Consider the following 15,601-nt stretch of genomic DNA (forward strand, 5'->3'; position numbering starts at 1 on the left):
AGGTCAGAGCTTGCGGTCGATCGTGAGCTTCTGAAAGCCCTTGCCGGAGAGGGCAGGGCGCTTGGCGGAGAGCACGCGGGAATTGATCCCCTGCCAGCCGATCTCGCCCGACAGCCGGCCATACTCGATCTTGGGGCAGCGGTTCATGACCACCTGGACGCCCTTCGCTTCGGCGCGTGCGGCGGCCTCGTCGTCGCGCACCGAGAGCTGCATCCAGATCACCTTGGGCAGCGGGTCGAGCGCAAGGGCCTCGTCCGTGACGCCGCCGGCCTCGGCGGAGCTGCGGAAGATCTCGACCATGTCGAGCGGCCGCCCGATCTCGGACAGCCTCGCATAGGCCCTCACGCCCAACATGTCCTGGCCGGCAAGGCGCGGGTTGACGGGAATGACCTCGAAGCCGCGTTCGAGCAGGTACTTGAAGACGATGTAGCTCGGTCGTGCCGGGTTGTTGCTCGCGCCGACGATCGCGATCGACTTCACCGATTGCAGGATCGCGCGGATGGTCGCGTCCGGATAGCTGTCGTGCCGGGAGGCGACGGGCAGAGCGTCGGACATCTCAGGCTCCGACCCAGACAGGCTGGCGCTTCTCGACAAAGGCGCCGATACCCTCCTCGGCATCGCGCGCCAGCATGTTCTCGACCATCACGTGAGAGGCGTGCGCATAGGCCTCGTCCAGGTTCATCTCGCTCTGTTCGTAGAAGGCGCGCTTGCCGATCCGGACCGTATGGGCTGACTTCGACGCGATGATCTCGGCCATCCGGAGCGCTTCGTCCAGGGCGGCACCTGCGGGCGCGACCCGGTTCACGAGGCCCATCCTGGCCGCGGCCTCCGCCCCGACCATCTCGCCGAGCAGCAGCATCTCCATGGCGTGTTTCGGGGCGAGGTTGCGCGAGAGCGCGACCATCGGGGTCGAGCAGAAGAGCCCGATATGCACGCCCGGCGTCGAGAAGCGCGCCTCGGCGCCCGCGACGGCGAGGTCGCAGCTCGCGACGAGCTGGCAGCCGGCCGCCGTGGCGATTCCCTCGACCGCTGCGATCACCGGCTGCGGCAGGCGCACGATGCGCTTCATCATGGCCGAGCAGCGCTCGAGGATGTCGGCGAAATAGGCACGGCCGCGATCCGGGTCGGCCCGGCGCGCCGTCATCTCCTTCAGATCATGCCCGGCCGAGAAGACCGGCCCGTTTGCGGCGAGGAGCACGACCTTCACGTCGCGGTCCTGCGCGATCGCGTCGAGCTCGGCCGTGAGCGCTCCGATCAAACCCTCCGACAGCGCGTTGCGGGCCTGGGGCCGATCGAGGGTCAGGATCGCGATGCCGCCGCGATCGGCCCGCCTGAGCGGCGAGGATGCAAGCATTGCCTGCGCGTTCATCAACGTCCTGTCCCAGGGTTCAGCCTCTGGGAGCTATTGTCGGGCGCCCGAAGCCATGCTGCAAGCGCCGGACACGAGTATGCGAGCAGGGGCGCCATGCAGCCGGTGATGAGCGTGGAGGACGTGGAGGCGTTTCTCGACCGGGAATTCCCGCAGATCCACCTCGACGGCCGCATCTTCGCCGTCGAGGCGGTCGGACCGGGTTCCGCACGCATGCGCATGAAGGCCGGCGCGCGACATGTCCGGCCCGGCGGGACCGTATCCGGCCCGGCCATGATGACGCTGTGCGACCTCGCGCTCTACGTCGCGATCCTGGCGCAGATCGGCCCCGTCGGCCTCGCCGTGACGACCAACCTGAATTTCAACTTCCTGCGGAAGCCAGAGCCGGGCGACCTCGTCGCCGAATGCCGGCTGCTGAAGCTCGGCGCCCGCCTCGCCGTGGGCGAGGTCAGCCTGTTCAGCGAGGGCAGGGACGATCCCGTCTGCCATGCCACCGGGACCTATTCGATCCCGCCGAGAAAATAACGGTATCATAATACCACTAACTCCCAACATATTGAGATTGTTGAGAATCGCCTCGCTCCCGACTTTCACATTTTTCTTGACGTGCGGCACGCGGCTCCCTAGATCGACAGCACTCGCCGTCGCGCCTTGCGGCGGCTTTGCTTTTCGGCGGCCCGGCCGCCTCGGAAGAACCCATGAAGACGTTTTCCCTGAAGCCGGCCGAGGTCGACAAGAAGTGGGTCGTCATCGACGCCCAGGGCCTCGTCGTCGGCCGCCTTGCCTCGATCGTCGCGATGCGGCTGCGCGGCAAGCACAAGCCGAACTACACCCCGCATGTCGATTGCGGCGACAACGTCGTCGTCATCAACGCCGACAAGGTGGTGTTCACCGGCCGCAAGCGTGAGCAGAAGGTCTATTACCATCACACCGGCTATATCGGCGGGATCAAGGAGCGCTCGGCGAAGGCCATCCTCGACGGACGTTTCCCCGAGCGCGTGGTGGAGAAGGCCGTCGAGCGCATGCTGCCGCGCGGCCCGCTCTTCCGGAAGATCCTCGGCAATCTGCGCGTCTACAAGGGCGCCGAACACCCTCACGCCGCCCAGCAGCCTGAGACGCTGGATGTCGGCGCCCTCAACAGCAAGAACGTGAGAGCCTGATCATGGCGGTCCTCCAGTCCCTCGCCGATCTCGGCCAGACCACCCAGGCGGTCCAGCCCGAGGCGCCCCGCTACGAGAAGAAGGTCGATGCCCAGGGCCGCGCCTACGCGACAGGCAAGCGCAAGGACGCCGTCGCGCGCGTCTGGGTGAAGCCCGGTTCGGGCCAGATCACGGTCAACGACCGGCCGGTCGAGGTCTATTTCGCCCGCCCGGTGCTGCAGATGATCATCCAGCAGCCGCTGCAGCTGGTGAACCGCGCCACTCAATACGACGTCGTCGTGTCGGTGGCCGGCGGCGGGCTCTCGGGTCAGGCCGGCGCCGTGCGCCACGGCCTCGCCAAGGCGCTGACCCATTACGAGCCGGAGCTCCGTCCGCCGCTGAAGCGCGAGGGCTTCCTCACCCGCGACCCGCGCGTGGTCGAGCGCAAGAAGTACGGAAAGAAGAAGGCGCGCCGGAGCTTCCAGTTCTCCAAGCGCTGATCGGCCAGACCGGATCGGAACATGGAAAGGGCGCCGCGCGGCGCCCTTTCTCGTTTCAGCGGTCGCCCCCGGGGGTGGGGAACCATCTTTCGAGAACCTCCGCCTCCGAGAAGCGGGTCGTCCTGATCTTCTCGGCCCCCGCGCGCGTGATCTCGCCGCGATGGAGCAGCTCCTCGGCGACGAGGTCGGCCATGCCCGGCAATGCATTCTCCAGGATGACCGGTATTTCGCGGCGCAGCGATCGGTTGTCGTCCAGGAGAAGCTGGATGGCGCGGCGCTCGCGCGAGATCGTGCTCCGCCAGCCTTCGCGAGGATCGACGGACGGCGAATAGGCGAGCTTCAGGAGGTGCTCGATGATCGTATCGAGCCGCGAGCGCAGCTCCCTGCGCTGCGACTTGCCCAAGCTCTCGATCTCCTCGGCGACGTTCTCCCAGTCGATCGGCAGGTTCACGCGCGCACCGGCGGCCGCGCGCAGGGCCTGGGCCTGGCTCTCGGCCCAGCGGATGAAATCGGTCTCGTAGAGGTCGAGAGCCTCGCCCATGAGGTGAGGATGGCAGTCGCCCGCAGGCCTGACAAGGAGATCAGGCGAGGGCCTTCGCGACTTCCGCCTCGCTCATCTTCGAGCGTCCGCTGATGTTCTTGGCCCGCGCCTTCCGCATCGGCTCGGCTTTGGTGGTTCCGGCATTCCGGTCAGGAGCCCGTGATTGACACCTCCGGGGCGCGCCCGCATATGTGCGGCATGTCGACCCGAGCCGCCCTTCGACGACGCCGCGCCTGAGAGCGCCGCATCGCGGCTCGTCCGGCCGTCTCGGCTGGCCACCTTTCCGTCCCGGAACCGGGACGGCTCCTTGCAACTGACATTCCGGATGGGCGAGCGCCGCCCGCCGCTCCGCACGGAGATTTGCGATGAAGTCGGTCTTTATCGATGGCGAAGCCGGCACGACCGGCCTTGGCATCCGCGAGCGGCTGGAGGGTCGCTCCGACCTCGTCATCCGCAGCATCGATCCGGAGCGGCGCAAGGATCCGGCCGCACGCAAGGCCATGATGGCCGAGGTGGACCTCGTGATCCTCTGCCTTCCGGACGCCGCGGCCCGGGAGGCGGTGGCTCTGGCGGAGGAACTCGGAGCGAATGCGCCCCGCATCCTCGATGCCAGCACGGCTCACCGGACGGAAGCCGGCTGGACCTACGGCTTCGCCGAGATGGCGAAGGGGCAGGCCGACGCGATCGCCTCCGCCCGGAAGGTCTCGAACCCTGGCTGCTACTCGACGGGCGTGATCGCGCTCATCCGCCCGCTCGTCGATGCCGGGCTGATCCCGGCGGACCATCCGCTCTCGATCAATGCGGTGTCGGGCTATTCCGGCGGCGGGCGCCAGATGATCGAGAGCTTCGAGACCGGCAAGGCATCCTCATTCGAGCTCTATGGGCTCGGCTTCGCACACAAGCATCTGCCGGAGATCGAGACCTATGGACGGCTCGCGGCCCGGCCGATCTTCATTCCTTCGGTTGGGAACTATCGGCAGGGCATGCTGGTCTCGGTGCCGCTCCACCTTGGGGCTCTGCCTGCCCGGCCGGGCTTGCGCGATCTCGAGGCGGCGCTGCGGAACCATTACCCGGCCGAGGGCCAGGTGAAGGTCGTCCAGTCGTCTCCGGACGACCGGCTCGAGCCCGAGGCGCTGAACGGCACGGATCTGATGGAGCTGCGGGTCTATGGCCGGGAGGATGTCGGCCAGGCGCTGCTCGTGGCGCGGCTGGACAATCTCGGCAAGGGCGCGTCCGGCGCGGCCGTCCAGAATGCCGAGCTGATGCTGGGCCTCGCGAGCGAGGCGGCCACGCGCGCGGCGGCCTGACCCGCCGCCCCGATGCTATGCGTCGGCATGCCTTGCGGGAATGGTGTCGGACGCGCCAAAGTCTCGCGCCGGTCGGCGAAGCGTATCGCGACCTATAGGCGAGGGATGCTCTCAGGATTGATGGGAACTGGCTCCGCGGGTAGGATTCGAACCTACGACCAGCCGGTTAACAGCCGGCTGCTCTACCACTGAGCTACCGCGGATCAGTGCGGCTGCCATATACAGCCGGAGCGGCGGGCGCAAGCGGGTCGAGGCCGGGATCGGCGCATCTGCGACCATTGTGTTGCCGCCCCCAGCCGACCTGCCGATCCCGGTTGCTCTTTTCCCCAATGGCGATATATCGGCTGCCTCTCCGGCGGCCTCGTGGCGGAGTGGTTACGCAGAGGACTGCAAATCCTTGCACCCCGGTTCGATTCCGGGCGAGGCCTCCAAACCGGAATGAAGGCGCTGGCCCCGCGGAAGGCGCGAGGCGGGGCGCCCTCACATCGCCTTCCTGCTCTTCTTCGCCTTCCGCGCGGTTCTCGGGGCGGGGGTGGCGGCCTTGCGCTCGATCATGCGCTGCTCGACGACGTTTGGCTGCGTTCCCGGAACTCCGCCGCCGATCTGCCCGGGCGGGCCGACGCGGGCGGGACCGCCCGCGCTGGTGCCACTTGCTCTGCTCTGAGCCAGAACCGGCCCGGAGACGGCCGCGAGCACCGCCGCCGCAATGACCACTCTCTTCATGCTTCTCTCCCCCAAGCCGGGACGGGCGGGCCTGCGCCGTCCTGCGGCCGTGGCGAGCCTAAGCGGAAAAGATCGCCGCGCGAAGCGGGTCAGCGCCTGCTCGCGATGCGGGCCAGCACTCGCCTTGCGTTTGCGGGCATGATCCCGGAGAACCCCGCCATCGATCCGCCAGGAAGTGAACCGGATGTTGGATTTCGCCCGCGCGCGCCGCAACATGGTCGACAACCAGCTGCGGACGTTCGACGTGACGGACCGCGCGGTCCTTGCCGCGATGGCCGAGATCCCGCGCGAGCGCTTCGTGCCCGAAAGCCAGGCAGCCTTCGCCTATCTCGACCGGAACGTGAACGTCGCCGAAGGCGGTGCCGAGCCGCGCTGGATGCTGCAGCCGATGGTGCTCGCCCGCATGGTGCAGGAGCTCGAGATCGAGCCCGGGGCGAGGGCGCTGGATGTCGCGACGGGGCACGGATATGCCGCGGCGCTGCTATCTACGCTCGGGGCGGAGGTTGTGGCGCTCGAATCGGACGAGGCGCTCGCGGCCGCCGCGCGCTCGGCACTCGCCGGGGCCGGCCGGCCGGCCGAGGTGGTGGTCGGGCCGCTCGCCAAGGGTCACCCGCCACGCGCGCCCTATGACGTGATCCTCGTCAACGGTGCGGTCGAGGAGCGGCCGGACGCGCTGCTCGCGCAACTCAAGGAAGGCGGGCGTCTCGCCTGCCTCGTGCGCGAGGGGGCCGCGGGACACGCCATGCTCTATGTGCGCGCCGGCAGCGGCTTCGGTCTACGCCGGCTGTTCGACGCCTCCGCTCCCGTTCTGCGCGAGTTCAGGGCAGAGCCGAGCTTTCAGTTCTAGGCCGTCCCGCCATTTCGGTCGCCGGTGTCGCTAATTTGCGGCACTGCATCGAGAAACGGCGTGCATTGCAGGCCGAGCCGTTTCCCCTTCGTCGGGCAAGCGCTACGAATAGCGGCGCGGCGAAACGCGATTCCGGCCGGCAAGGAGCCGCGTCGCGCCGGCGGAACGGGCAAGGCGTGTCGATCAAGTATCATCCCAAACGGCGGCTCATCCTCCTGGCGTTGGCCGCGCTCGGCACGTCCGGGCCTGCCTCGGCGGAAACGCTGCTAAGCGCGCTCGCGCGAGCCTATTCGAGCAACCCGACGCTGGACGCCCAGCGTGCGGCCGTGCGCGCCACGGATGAGAACGTCCCGCGCGCGCTGTCCGGCTACCGTCCGAGCGTCTCGGCCAGCGGCACGGTCGGAGCGAGCTACCAGACGGCGCGCACGGCAGGCGGCGCCGGCGGGGGATTGACCGACCTGAATCGGGGATTGTTTCCCGGTACGATCGGCTTGACCGTCCAGCAGAACCTGTTCAACGGCTTCCGGACGGCGAACTCCGTCCGCCAGGCCGAATCGCAGGTGCTCGGCGCGCGCGAGTCCCTTCGCTCCACGGAGCAGACCACGCTCTTCAACGGCGCGCAGGCCTACATGAACGTCCTGCGCGACACGGCGATCCTCGATCTCCAGCGCAACAACGTGGAGGTTCTGGAGGAGCAGCTTCGCCAGACGCGGGACCGTTTCAACGTGGGCGAGGTGACGCGAACAGACGTCGCGCAGGCCGAGTCCCGGCTGGCGGCCGCGCGGTCGCAGGTGAGCGTGGCGGAGGGCAACCTCCAATCCTCAATCGCCATCTACCGTCAGATCGTCGGGGTCGAGCCTCGTCAGCTCGCGCCGGGCCGCCCCGTCGACCGGCTGGTTCCGAGAACGCTCGCGGCGGCCGTGCAGATCGGCCTCGAGGAGCATCCGGCCGTCCTGTCCGCCCTGCACGCGGTGGACGTGGCCGAACTCCAGGTGAAGGTCACGGAGGGCGAGCTCGCGCCGACCGTGAACGTCGTCGGGCAGGTCAACCAGGCCTTCGAATCGTCCTTTCCGGGGGACCGGGCGACCAGCGCCACGATCGCTGGGCAGATCACGGTGCCGATCTATACGGGCGGCGAGGTCTATGCCCGCGTGCGGCAGGCCAAGGAGACGGCCGGCCAGCGCCGGATCGAGGCGGAGGCGACGCGCGATTCCGTCCGGGCGGCCGTGATCTCGTCCTGGGGCCAGCTCGAGGCCGCGAAGGCGAACGTGCAGGCCGCGCAGGCGCAGGTCGCCGCCGCCGAGGTGGCCCTCACGGGCGTCCGCGAGGAGGCGCGCGTCGGCCAGCGCACCACGCTCGACGTCCTCAACCAGCAGCAGGAGCTGCTGAACGCCCGCGTGAACCTGATCACGGCGCAGCGCGACCGCGTCGTCGCGTCCTTCTCGGTGGTGAACTCGATCGGCCGGCTCAGCGCCCAGTCGCTCGGCCTGAACACGGCCATCTACAGCGCCAAGCAGCATTTCGACCAGGTGAAGGATCTGCCCTGGGGTCTGCGCACCCCGGACGGCCGCTGATCGATTCCGCTGTGGTCCGGAGCAGGGGCTGCTTGATCGTCCGATTCGGCGCGGGGATATTGAGGAGGGTCGGCCGATGATTCCGCCGGCGGCCCTCACCTGAACTGGGCTGTTGGATGAGTGCGGCGAGCGCGAAGACGCAAGAACCGTCGATGGAGGAAATCCTCGCATCGATCAGGCGCATCATCGCCGAGGATCAGGACGTCGCGAAGGAGCCCGAGCCGGCGCGTGGGGAAACCGGGCCAGCCGAGGACCCCGAAACCGATGACGTGCTGGAGCTCGCCGAGCCCGTAAGCCTCGCCGTTCCGCCGCCCGAGGCCGAGCCCGAGCCGCTCCCCGACCTCGATCTGGAGGTTCCCGAGATCGACTTCGCGGAGGAGGCACCCGCGCCGGAACCCGCCGCGCCGCCCCCGCCCGAGCCTCAGCCGGTCCGGCCGCTTGCGGCCGTCCTGCAGGCCGCCGCGCCGCCCCCTCCGTCGCCGCCGCCGGTCGAGGATGCGGCGATCACGGAGGCGCTCCTGTCCAGCGCCGCCGGCGCCTCCGTCGGGCAGGCGTTCCAGATGCTGTCGCACACGGTCCTGACGCAGAACGCGCGCACGCTCGAGGACCTCGTCAAGGACATGCTCAAGCCGATGCTGAAGATGTGGCTCGACGACAACCTTCCGCCCCTGGTGGAACGCCTCGTCCGGGCCGAGATCGAGCGCGTCGCGCGCGGGCGCGGCTGATCCGCGCCTCGGACCGCCCACCCCGCGGCCGGCCGCGGTTGACGAACCCGGCACAGGGCTCCAAAGCCCCCTGACGCCCCCTGGCTGCGCCCGGGGCCATCGGGATTGCACGCGCGAGATCATGGACAAGACGTTCGACCCCGCCGCCGTCGAAGCGCGCATCGCCCGGCGCTGGGAAGAGGCGGATGCATTCAAGGCCGGCCGGCCCGACCGGCAGGGTGCGGAGCCCTATTGCATCGTCATCCCGCCGCCGAACGTCACGGGCTCGCTCCATATGGGGCACGCCCTCAACAACACGCTCCAGGACGTTCTCTGCCGCTACCAGCGCATGCGGGGGCGCGACGTGCTGTGGCAGCCGGGCATGGACCATGCCGGCATCGCGACCCAGATGGTGGTCGAGCGCCGTCTGGCCGAGCAGAGGCAGCCCGACCGCCGCACGCTCGGACGCGAGGAATTCGTCCGCCGGGTCTGGGCCTGGAAGGAGGAGTCCGGCGGCACGATCGTGAGCCAGCTCAAGCGGCTCGGCGCCTCCTGCGACTGGTCGCGCCAGCGCTTCACCATGGACGAAGGCCTGTCGCGCGCCGTCCTGAAGGTCTTCGTCCAGCTCTACCGCGACGGCCTGATCTACAAGGACAAGCGTCTCGTGAACTGGGATCCGGCCTTCGGGACGGCGATCTCGGATCTCGAGGTGCAGCAGGTCGAGACCCGGGGCAGCCTGTGGTACATCCGCTATCCGATCGAGGGTGAGCCGGAACGCTTCATCACGGTCGCGACGACCCGTCCCGAGACGATGCTCGGGGACGTCGCCGTGGCGGTCCATCCGGAGGACGAGCGCTTCTCGGACCTCGTCGGCAGGCGGGCCATCCTGCCGCTCGTCAGGCGGCCCATCCCGATCGTCGCCGACGACTACTCCGATCCCGAGAAGGGCACCGGCGCGGTCAAGATCACGCCGGCGCACGACTTCAACGACTTCGAGGTCGGCCGGCGCCACGACCTCAGGCCGATCAATGTCCTCGGGCCGGCGGCCGAGATACGCATCCTGGAGAGCGAGGGCTTCTGGGACGACCTCTCGCCCGAAGCGGCGGAGCAAGCCCAGCTCAACCTCGCCCATCTCGAGGGCGAGAGCCGCGAGGCCGCCCGGAAGAGCATCGTGGCGATGCTGGAGGCGCAGGGTTTCCTGGAAAAGGTCGAGCCGCACACGCATGCCGTGCCGCATGGGGACCGCTCCGGCGTCGTCATCGAGCCCTATCTGACCGATCAGTGGTTCGTGAACGTGAAGCCGCTCGCCGAGCGGGCGCTCGCCGCCGTCCGCTCCGGCGAGACGCGCTTCGTGCCGGAGAACTGGGAGAAGACATTCTTCCAGTGGCTGGAGAACATCGAGCCCTGGTGCATCTCGCGCCAGCTCTGGTGGGGCCACCAGATCCCGGCCTGGTACGGCCCGGACGGCCACGTCTATGTCGCTGAGACGGAGGAGGAGGCGCTCGCCGCGGCGCTCGCGCGGGACGTCGTCGAGGGGTCCCTCACCGAAGAGGAGGGCGCGGCGATCGCGTCCGACCCGGAGCGCGCCGCCGGTTATCTGACGCGGGAGGAGGATGTCCTCGACACCTGGTTCTCCTCCGCGCTCTGGCCTTTCTCGACGCTCGGCTGGCCGGAGGAGACGCCGGAGCTCGCGCGCTACTATCCGACCAACACGCTGGTCACCGGCTTCGACATCATCTTCTTCTGGGTCGCCCGGATGATGATGACGGGCCTCTACTGCATGGACCGCGTGCCGTTCGACACGGTCTATATCCACGCTCTCGTCCGCGACGAGCGCGGGGCGAAGATGTCGAAGTCGAAGGGCAACGTCATCGATCCGCTCGAGCTGATCGACAAGTACGGCGCGGACGCGCTCCGCTTCACCCTCGCGGCGATGGCGGCGCAGGGGCGGGACATCAAGCTCTCCCTGCAGCGGGTGGAGGGATACCGCAACTTCGCGACCAAGATCTGGAACGCGGCCCGCTTCGCCGAGATGAACGGCTGCGTCCCGGTGCGCGGGTTCGATCCCGCTGCCGTCCGACTGCCGTTGAACCGCTGGGTCCTGGGCGAGGCGGCGAGCGCGGTCGCGGCGGTGACGGCGGCGATCGACGAGTACCGCTTCAACGACGGCGCGGGCGCAGCCTATCGCTTCGTTTGGAACACCTTCTGCGACTGGCATCTGGAACTCGCAAAGCCCGTCCTCCAGGGCGCGGACGGGCCGGAGAAGGACGAGACCCGGGCGACGATCGCCCATGTGTTCGAGCTGATCCTCAAGACGCTCCATCCCTTCATGCCCTTCCTGACGGAGGAGCTTTGGTCCGTGCGCTCCGCGGACGCGCTGGGGGCCTCGCTCGAGCTGCTCGAGGAGGGGCGTGGCGGCGCCGCGAGCCCGGCCGTGGGGGGAGGGGTGCTCGCGCTCGCAGCCTGGCCAGAGGCTCGGGACCTTGCGGATCCGGCGGCGGAGGCCGAGATCGGCTGGGTCGTCGACCTCGTCTCCGAGATCCGCTCCGTCCGTTCCGAGATGGGCGTGCCCGCCGGCGCTCAGGTTCCGCTCGTTCTCCTCTCGCCGTCGCCCGCGACGCGTTCGCGCGTCGAGGCCTGGGGCGAGACGATTCGCCGGCTCGCCCGCGTCTCCGCCATCTCTGCCGCCGATGTCGCGCCCGAGCAGTCTCTGCAGCTCATCGTGCGCGGCGAGGTCGCGGCGCTCCCGCTCGCCGGCATCGTCGACATCGCGGCGGAGGTCGCGCGGCTCACGAAGGAGCGCGGCAAGCTCGACGGCGAGATCGGCAAGATCGACGCCAAGCTCGGCAATCCCGACTTCCTGGCCCGGGCGCCCGAGGAGGTCGTGGAGGAGCAGCGCGAGCGCCGCGCGGAAGCCGAGGCCCGGCGCGCGAAGATCGACGAGGCGCTTGCCCGCCTGAGGACGCCGACGTGACCGGCGCCGCCCCGATCGTGGCGGCGGGGCCGGTCCGGTTCGGCAACGGCCTGCCGCTCGCGCTCATCGCCGGGCCCTGCCAGATGGAGAGCCGGGACCACGCCCTGGAGATCGCCTCCGCCCTCAAGGAGATGGCGGAGGATCTCGGGATCGGGCTCGTCTACAAGTCCTCCTTCGACAAGGCGAACCGCACCTCGGCTTCGAGCGCGCGGGGCATCGGACTTGCGCCGGCCATGGAGGTGTTCGCGCAGATCAAGGAGCGGCTCGGGCTCCCGGTCACGACGGATGTGCACGAAGCCGAGCAATGCGCCCCCGTCGCCGAGGTCGCCGACATCCTGCAGATCCCGGCCTTCCTGTGCCGGCAGACGGACCTGCTCGTCGCGGCCGCCCGGACCGGCCGCGTGGTGAACGTCAAGAAGGGCCAGTTCCTCGCACCCTGGGACATGGCGAACGTGGCCGCCAAGGTAACGAGCTCGGGCAACCCCAACGTGTTGGTGACCGAGCGCGGCGCCTCGTTCGGCTACAACACCCTCGTGTCCGACCTGCGCTCGCTGCCGATCATGGCCGAGACGACGGGCGCGCCGGTCATCTTCGACGCGACCCATTCGGTGCAGCAGCCCGGCGGCAAGGGGACCAGCTCTGGCGGCGAGCGCCGCTTCGTCCCGGTTCTCGCCCGCGCGGCGGTCGCGGTCGGGGTCGCCGGGCTCTTCATCGAGACGCATCAGGACCCCGACAAGGCGCCCTCCGACGGCCCGAACATGGTGCCCTTGCGGGACATGCCTGCCCTGCTCGCCGAGCTGAAGGCCTTCGACGAGCTCGCCAAGAGGCACCGATCCTCCTCGGGCTTGGCCGCACGGTGAGCCACGGCTCGGACGACGGGGCGGAGACGCGCCGGCTCCTCTTCGTCCTGTCGCTCTCGGGTTTCGCGTCGACCTTCGCGATGCGCTTCGTCGACCCGATGGTCGGCGAGATCTCCCGCGATCTCGCCCGGCCGGCGCACGACGTCGCCCTCCTCGCGAGCGCCTTCGCGCTGCCCTACGCGCTCGTCCAGCCGATCCTCGGACCCGTCGGGGACGCGCTCGGCAAGGAGCGCATCATCAAGATCTGCCTCCTGGTGCTGGCGGTGTCGCTCGGCCTCGCGAGCCTGATGCCCGATCTCGACACGCTGCTCGCCCTGCGGATCCTGTCGGGCGCGGCCGGAGGCGGCATCATCCCGCTCGTCCTCGCGGCGATCGGGGACAGGGTGCCGATGGCGGAGCGGCAGGTCGCGATCAGCCGCTTCCTCCTGTTCTCGATCAGCGGCCAGCTCCTCGGGGGGTCGCTGTCCGGGGTGCTGACGGCGGCCATCGGCTGGCGGGGCGTCTTCGCGCTCGCCGGCTTCCTCGGTGCGGCCGCAACCGTGGCGGCCTTTGTCGGCCTGCGCCATGCCCGCCCCGCTTCGGGCACGTTCAGTGTGCGGGTCGCAGTCCGGCGATACGGGGCGATCCTCGCCATGCCGCGGGCGCGCGCCCTCTTCGCCTTCGTCTTCGTCGAGGGTGGGATCATCTTCGGCGTGCAGCCCTATCTGGCCCCGCTCCTCGATGAGCGGGGGCTCGGCGGCGCGCCGGAAGCGGGGATCATGATCGCCTGCTTCGCGGCGGGCGGCATGCTCTATACGCTCTCGGTACGGGCGCTCCTTCGGGTTCTCGGGGTCCGGCGCATGCTGATGACGGCGGGCGCGTTCGGGGCCGGCCCCTTCCTGGTGATCGCCGCCGGGCCGGGCTGGCCCCTCCAGGCCGCGGCGATGCTGCTGCTCGGCGTCGGCTTCTACATGCTGCACAACAGCTACCAGACGCAGGTGACCGAGCTCACGGCCGAGGCGCGGGCATCCGCGGTCTCGCTCCATGCCTTCAGCTACTTCACCGGACAGGCGATCGGTGCGCCCGTGATCGGGGCCGGGCTCGTCGCCGCCGGCGTGATGCCGACGCTGGCGGCGGCGGCCTGCGGCGTCCTCGCTCTCGGGATCGTCTCGGCCGCGGTGCTGTTCCCCCGTCAGCGCGCCCTGTAGGCCGGCACGCCCTGGTCCGGCAGCCACACCCCCTGGCGAGGCTCGCCGGTCTGCCAGAACACGTCGATCGGGATGCCCCCGCGCGGATACCAGTAGCCGCCGATCCTGAGCCAGCGCGGCTCGAGCAGTGCGACGAGCCTCTTGCCGATCTTGACGGTGCAATCCTCGTGGAACGCCCCCTCGTTGCGGAAGCTCGTGAGATAGAGCTTCAGCGACTTCGATTCCACGAGCCAGCGATCCGGCACGTAGTCGATCACGAGCGTTGCGAAGTCTGGCTGTCCGGTCACCGGGCAGAGGGAGGTGAATTCCGGCACCGTGAACCGCGCGAGGTAATCCGTGTCGGGATGCGGGTTCGGCACCCGGTCGAGCCGCGCCTCCTCGGGCGAGCGGGGCAGGGGGGTCGGCTGGCCGAGCTGGAGGCCCGCCCGGGAAAGGTCGTCGGTCATCTGTCTGTCGCGCAGGGAAGCTCGGTTCCAGATAGCCCCATTCGCTTGCCCGGTCAGCGCTTTCGGTCAATAAGCCGCGGGCATTCCGGCCCCGCGCTTGCCGGCCGTTCCCTCTGGAGTAGAGCCCTGTGACCGCCATCATCGACATCGTCGCCCGCGAGATTCTGGACAGCCGCGGCAACCCGACGGTCGAGGTGGACGTGGTGCTCGAGGACGGCTCGATGGGCCGGGCGGCGGTCCCGTCCGGCGCCTCGACCGGCGCTCACGAGGCGGTCGAGCTGCGCGACGGCGACAGGAAGCGCTATGGCGGCAAGGGCGTGCTGAAGGCGGTGGAGGCCGTCAACAACGAGATCATGAATGCGCTCGGCGGGATGGAGGCCGAGGACCAGGTCGAGATCGACGAGGCGATGATCGAGCTCGACGGCACGCCGAACAAGTCGCGCCTTGGCGCGAATGCGATACTCGGCGTCTCCCTTGCGGTCGCGAAGGCCGCGGCGGACGCCTCCGGCCTGCCGCTCTATCGCTATGTCGGCGGAACGCAGGCGCGCGTCCTGCCGGTGCCCATGATGAACATCATCAATGGCGGTGCGCATGCGGACAATCCGATCGACTTCCAGGAATTCATGATCATGCCGGTCGGCGCGCCGACGCTTGCCGACGCGGTCCGCACCGGGGCCGAGATCTTCCAGACGCTGAAGAAGGCCCTGAAGGATGCCGGGCACAACACGAATGTCGGCGACGAGGGCGGTTTCGCGCCAAATCTGCCGTCGGCCGAGGCGGCGCTGGACTTCGTCATGAAATCCATCGAGGCGGCCGGCTACCGGCCGGGCGAGGATGTCCTCCTCGCGCTCGATTGCGCCTCGACCGAATTCTTCAAGGACGGCGCCTACCGTTACGAGGGGGAAGGCGTGACCCGCTCGCCCGACGAGCAGGCCGAATACCTGGCGAAGCTCGTCGGCTCCTACCCGATCGTCTCGATCGAGGACGGGATGGCGGAGGACGATTTCGACGGCTGGTTCAAGCTGACCCGCCGCATCGGCGAGAGCTGCCAGCTGGTCGGGGACGATCTCTTCGTGACCAACGTGGAGCGCCTCTCGAAGGGCATCGAGATGAACCTGGGCAACTCGATCCTGGTGAAGGTGAACCAGATCGGCTCGCTCACCGAGACGCTTGCCGCCGTCGAGATGGCGCAGCGTGCGGGCTACACGGCCGTGATGTCCCATCGCTCCGGCGAGACGGAGGACTCGACCATCGCCGACCTCGCGGTCGCGACCAATTGCGGGCAGATCAAGACCGGCTCGCTCGCGCGGTCCGACCGTCTGGCGAAGTACAACCAGCTCATCCGCATCGAGGAGGAGCTGGGCTCGGCCGCGCGCTATGCCGGCCGGTCCGCCCTGAAGGTGAGATCGGCGGCCTGAGGAGTGCCGAGC

At 69.2% G+C, this 15,601-nt stretch carries 16 protein-coding genes and 2 tRNA genes; 12 read left to right on the top strand and 6 right to left on the bottom strand.

The features are described 5' to 3' along the window. Window positions 1-3 precede the first annotated feature (3 nt). On the bottom strand, window positions 4-555 hold the full coding sequence (locus HJG44_RS05960; protein WP_171217463.1) for a CoA-binding protein: 552 nt from the start codon (window positions 553-555) through the stop codon (window positions 4-6). Window position 556: 1 nt separating this feature from the next. Continuing rightward, window positions 557-1,369 carry an enoyl-CoA hydratase gene (locus HJG44_RS05965; RefSeq protein ID WP_171217464.1) on the bottom strand — a complete coding sequence of 271 codons (813 nt, stop codon included), beginning with the start codon at window positions 1,367-1,369 and terminating at the stop codon, window positions 557-559. Window positions 1,370-1,465: 96 nt separating this feature from the next. Between HJG44_RS05965 and HJG44_RS05970 the strand changes: the two genes are divergently transcribed. The 3 genes from HJG44_RS05970 to rpsI all read left to right on the top strand — a co-directional run bounded on the left by HJG44_RS05970 (window position 1,466) and on the right by rpsI (window position 3,008). Beyond that, window positions 1,466-1,894 carry a PaaI family thioesterase gene (locus tag HJG44_RS05970; protein ID WP_171217465.1) on the top strand — a complete coding sequence of 143 codons (429 nt, stop codon included), beginning with the start codon at window positions 1,466-1,468 and terminating at the stop codon, window positions 1,892-1,894. A gap of 173 nt (window positions 1,895-2,067) precedes the next feature. Then, the gene (gene rplM / locus HJG44_RS05975) at window positions 2,068-2,529 is read left to right on the top strand and encodes a 50S ribosomal protein L13 (protein WP_171217466.1); all 462 of its coding nucleotides are present in this window, start codon (window positions 2,068-2,070) and stop codon (window positions 2,527-2,529) included. 2 nt (window positions 2,530-2,531) lie between these two features. Next, complete coding sequence (gene rpsI / locus HJG44_RS05980; protein ID WP_171217467.1) at window positions 2,532-3,008, top strand: 30S ribosomal protein S9; 477 nt, start codon at window positions 2,532-2,534, stop codon at window positions 3,006-3,008. Window positions 3,009-3,063: 55 nt separating this feature from the next. Here rpsI and HJG44_RS05985 read toward each other — a convergent pair whose 3' ends face one another. After that, window positions 3,064-3,549, bottom strand: coding sequence for a DUF29 domain-containing protein (locus HJG44_RS05985; protein WP_171217468.1), 486 nt, complete (start codon window positions 3,547-3,549; stop codon window positions 3,064-3,066). A 365-nt stretch (window positions 3,550-3,914) separates the two neighbouring features. Here HJG44_RS05985 and argC point away from each other — a divergent pair, with 365 nt between their 5' ends. Next, entirely contained in the window at window positions 3,915-4,856 is a 942-nt protein-coding gene (argC, locus tag HJG44_RS05990; RefSeq protein WP_171217469.1) for an N-acetyl-gamma-glutamyl-phosphate reductase, read from the top strand. A gap of 128 nt (window positions 4,857-4,984) precedes the next feature. Here argC and HJG44_RS05995 read toward each other — a convergent pair. After that, window positions 4,985-5,059: transfer RNA gene (locus HJG44_RS05995), tRNA-Asn, on the bottom strand. Window positions 5,060-5,213: 154 nt separating this feature from the next. Between HJG44_RS05995 and HJG44_RS06000 the strand changes: the two genes are divergently transcribed. Further along, a tRNA-Cys gene (locus HJG44_RS06000) sits at window positions 5,214-5,287 on the top strand. A 49-nt stretch (window positions 5,288-5,336) separates the two neighbouring features. Here the strand turns inward: HJG44_RS06000 and HJG44_RS06005 are convergent. Continuing rightward, the gene (locus HJG44_RS06005; protein WP_171217470.1) at window positions 5,337-5,579 is read right to left on the bottom strand and encodes a hypothetical protein; all 243 of its coding nucleotides are present in this window, start codon (window positions 5,577-5,579) and stop codon (window positions 5,337-5,339) included. A gap of 184 nt (window positions 5,580-5,763) precedes the next feature. On the opposite strand from HJG44_RS06005, the gene HJG44_RS06010 reads away from it, so the two are divergent. From HJG44_RS06010 to HJG44_RS06035, 6 genes are all read left to right on the top strand, one after another. Next, entirely contained in the window at window positions 5,764-6,426 is a 663-nt protein-coding gene (locus HJG44_RS06010; RefSeq protein WP_171217471.1) for a protein-L-isoaspartate O-methyltransferase family protein, read from the top strand. A gap of 176 nt (window positions 6,427-6,602) precedes the next feature. Continuing rightward, on the top strand, window positions 6,603-8,000 hold the full coding sequence (locus HJG44_RS06015; protein ID WP_171217472.1) for a TolC family outer membrane protein: 1,398 nt from the start codon (window positions 6,603-6,605) through the stop codon (window positions 7,998-8,000). Between the two features lie 152 nt (window positions 8,001-8,152). Further along, window positions 8,153-8,725 (top strand): PopZ family protein, encoded by a 573-nt coding sequence (locus HJG44_RS06020; protein WP_171217473.1) that lies wholly within the window; start codon window positions 8,153-8,155, stop codon window positions 8,723-8,725. 118 nt (window positions 8,726-8,843) lie between these two features. After that, the gene (locus HJG44_RS06025) at window positions 8,844-11,678 is read left to right on the top strand and encodes a valine--tRNA ligase (RefSeq protein ID WP_171218160.1); all 2,835 of its coding nucleotides are present in this window, start codon (window positions 8,844-8,846) and stop codon (window positions 11,676-11,678) included. Continuing rightward, a complete protein-coding gene (gene kdsA / locus HJG44_RS06030) occupies window positions 11,675-12,538 on the top strand; it encodes a 3-deoxy-8-phosphooctulonate synthase (protein ID WP_171217474.1) in 864 nt (287 codons plus the stop codon). The genes HJG44_RS06025 and kdsA overlap by 4 nt, the downstream gene beginning before the upstream one ends. Further along, a complete protein-coding gene (locus tag HJG44_RS06035; protein ID WP_346767104.1) occupies window positions 12,535-13,725 on the top strand; it encodes an MFS transporter in 1,191 nt (396 codons plus the stop codon). Before kdsA ends, HJG44_RS06035 begins: the two co-directional genes overlap by 4 nt. On the opposite strand, the gene queF is transcribed toward HJG44_RS06035, so the two are convergent. Beyond that, a complete protein-coding gene (queF, locus tag HJG44_RS06040) occupies window positions 13,710-14,171 on the bottom strand; it encodes a preQ(1) synthase (RefSeq protein ID WP_171217475.1) in 462 nt (153 codons plus the stop codon). The genes HJG44_RS06035 and queF overlap by 16 nt on opposite strands. A 128-nt stretch (window positions 14,172-14,299) precedes the next feature. Here queF and eno point away from each other — a divergent pair, with 128 nt between their 5' ends. Next, complete coding sequence (eno, locus tag HJG44_RS06045) at window positions 14,300-15,589, top strand: phosphopyruvate hydratase (RefSeq protein WP_171217476.1); 1,290 nt, start codon at window positions 14,300-14,302, stop codon at window positions 15,587-15,589. Window positions 15,590-15,601: the final 12 nt, after the last annotated feature.

Source organism: Enterovirga aerilata (genome assembly GCF_013044135.1).
In the GTDB taxonomy this organism is placed as follows: domain Bacteria; phylum Pseudomonadota; class Alphaproteobacteria; order Rhizobiales; family Beijerinckiaceae; genus Enterovirga; species Enterovirga aerilata.

Excerpts from the sequence above, each read along its gene's own strand:
- HJG44_RS05960 (WP_171217463.1), bottom strand. The coding sequence starts at position 555 with ATGTCCGACGCTCTGCCCGTCGCCTCCCGGCACGACAGCTATCCGGAC.
- HJG44_RS05965 (WP_171217464.1), bottom strand. The coding sequence starts at position 1,369 with ATGAACGCGCAGGCAATGCTTGCATCCTCGCCGCTCAGGCGGGCCGAT.
- HJG44_RS05970 (WP_171217465.1), top strand. The coding sequence starts at position 1,466 with ATGCAGCCGGTGATGAGCGTGGAGGACGTGGAGGCGTTTCTCGACCGG.
- rplM (WP_171217466.1), top strand. The coding sequence starts at position 2,068 with ATGAAGACGTTTTCCCTGAAGCCGGCCGAGGTCGACAAGAAGTGGGTC.
- rpsI (WP_171217467.1), top strand. The coding sequence starts at position 2,532 with ATGGCGGTCCTCCAGTCCCTCGCCGATCTCGGCCAGACCACCCAGGCG.
- HJG44_RS05985 (WP_171217468.1), bottom strand. The coding sequence starts at position 3,549 with ATGGGCGAGGCTCTCGACCTCTACGAGACCGATTTCATCCGCTGGGCC.
- argC (WP_171217469.1), top strand. The coding sequence starts at position 3,915 with ATGAAGTCGGTCTTTATCGATGGCGAAGCCGGCACGACCGGCCTTGGC.
- HJG44_RS06005 (WP_171217470.1), bottom strand. The coding sequence starts at position 5,579 with ATGAAGAGAGTGGTCATTGCGGCGGCGGTGCTCGCGGCCGTCTCCGGG.
- HJG44_RS06010 (WP_171217471.1), top strand. The coding sequence starts at position 5,764 with ATGTTGGATTTCGCCCGCGCGCGCCGCAACATGGTCGACAACCAGCTG.
- HJG44_RS06020 (WP_171217473.1), top strand. The coding sequence starts at position 8,153 with ATGGAGGAAATCCTCGCATCGATCAGGCGCATCATCGCCGAGGATCAG.
- queF (WP_171217475.1), bottom strand. The coding sequence starts at position 14,171 with ATGACCGACGACCTTTCCCGGGCGGGCCTCCAGCTCGGCCAGCCGACC.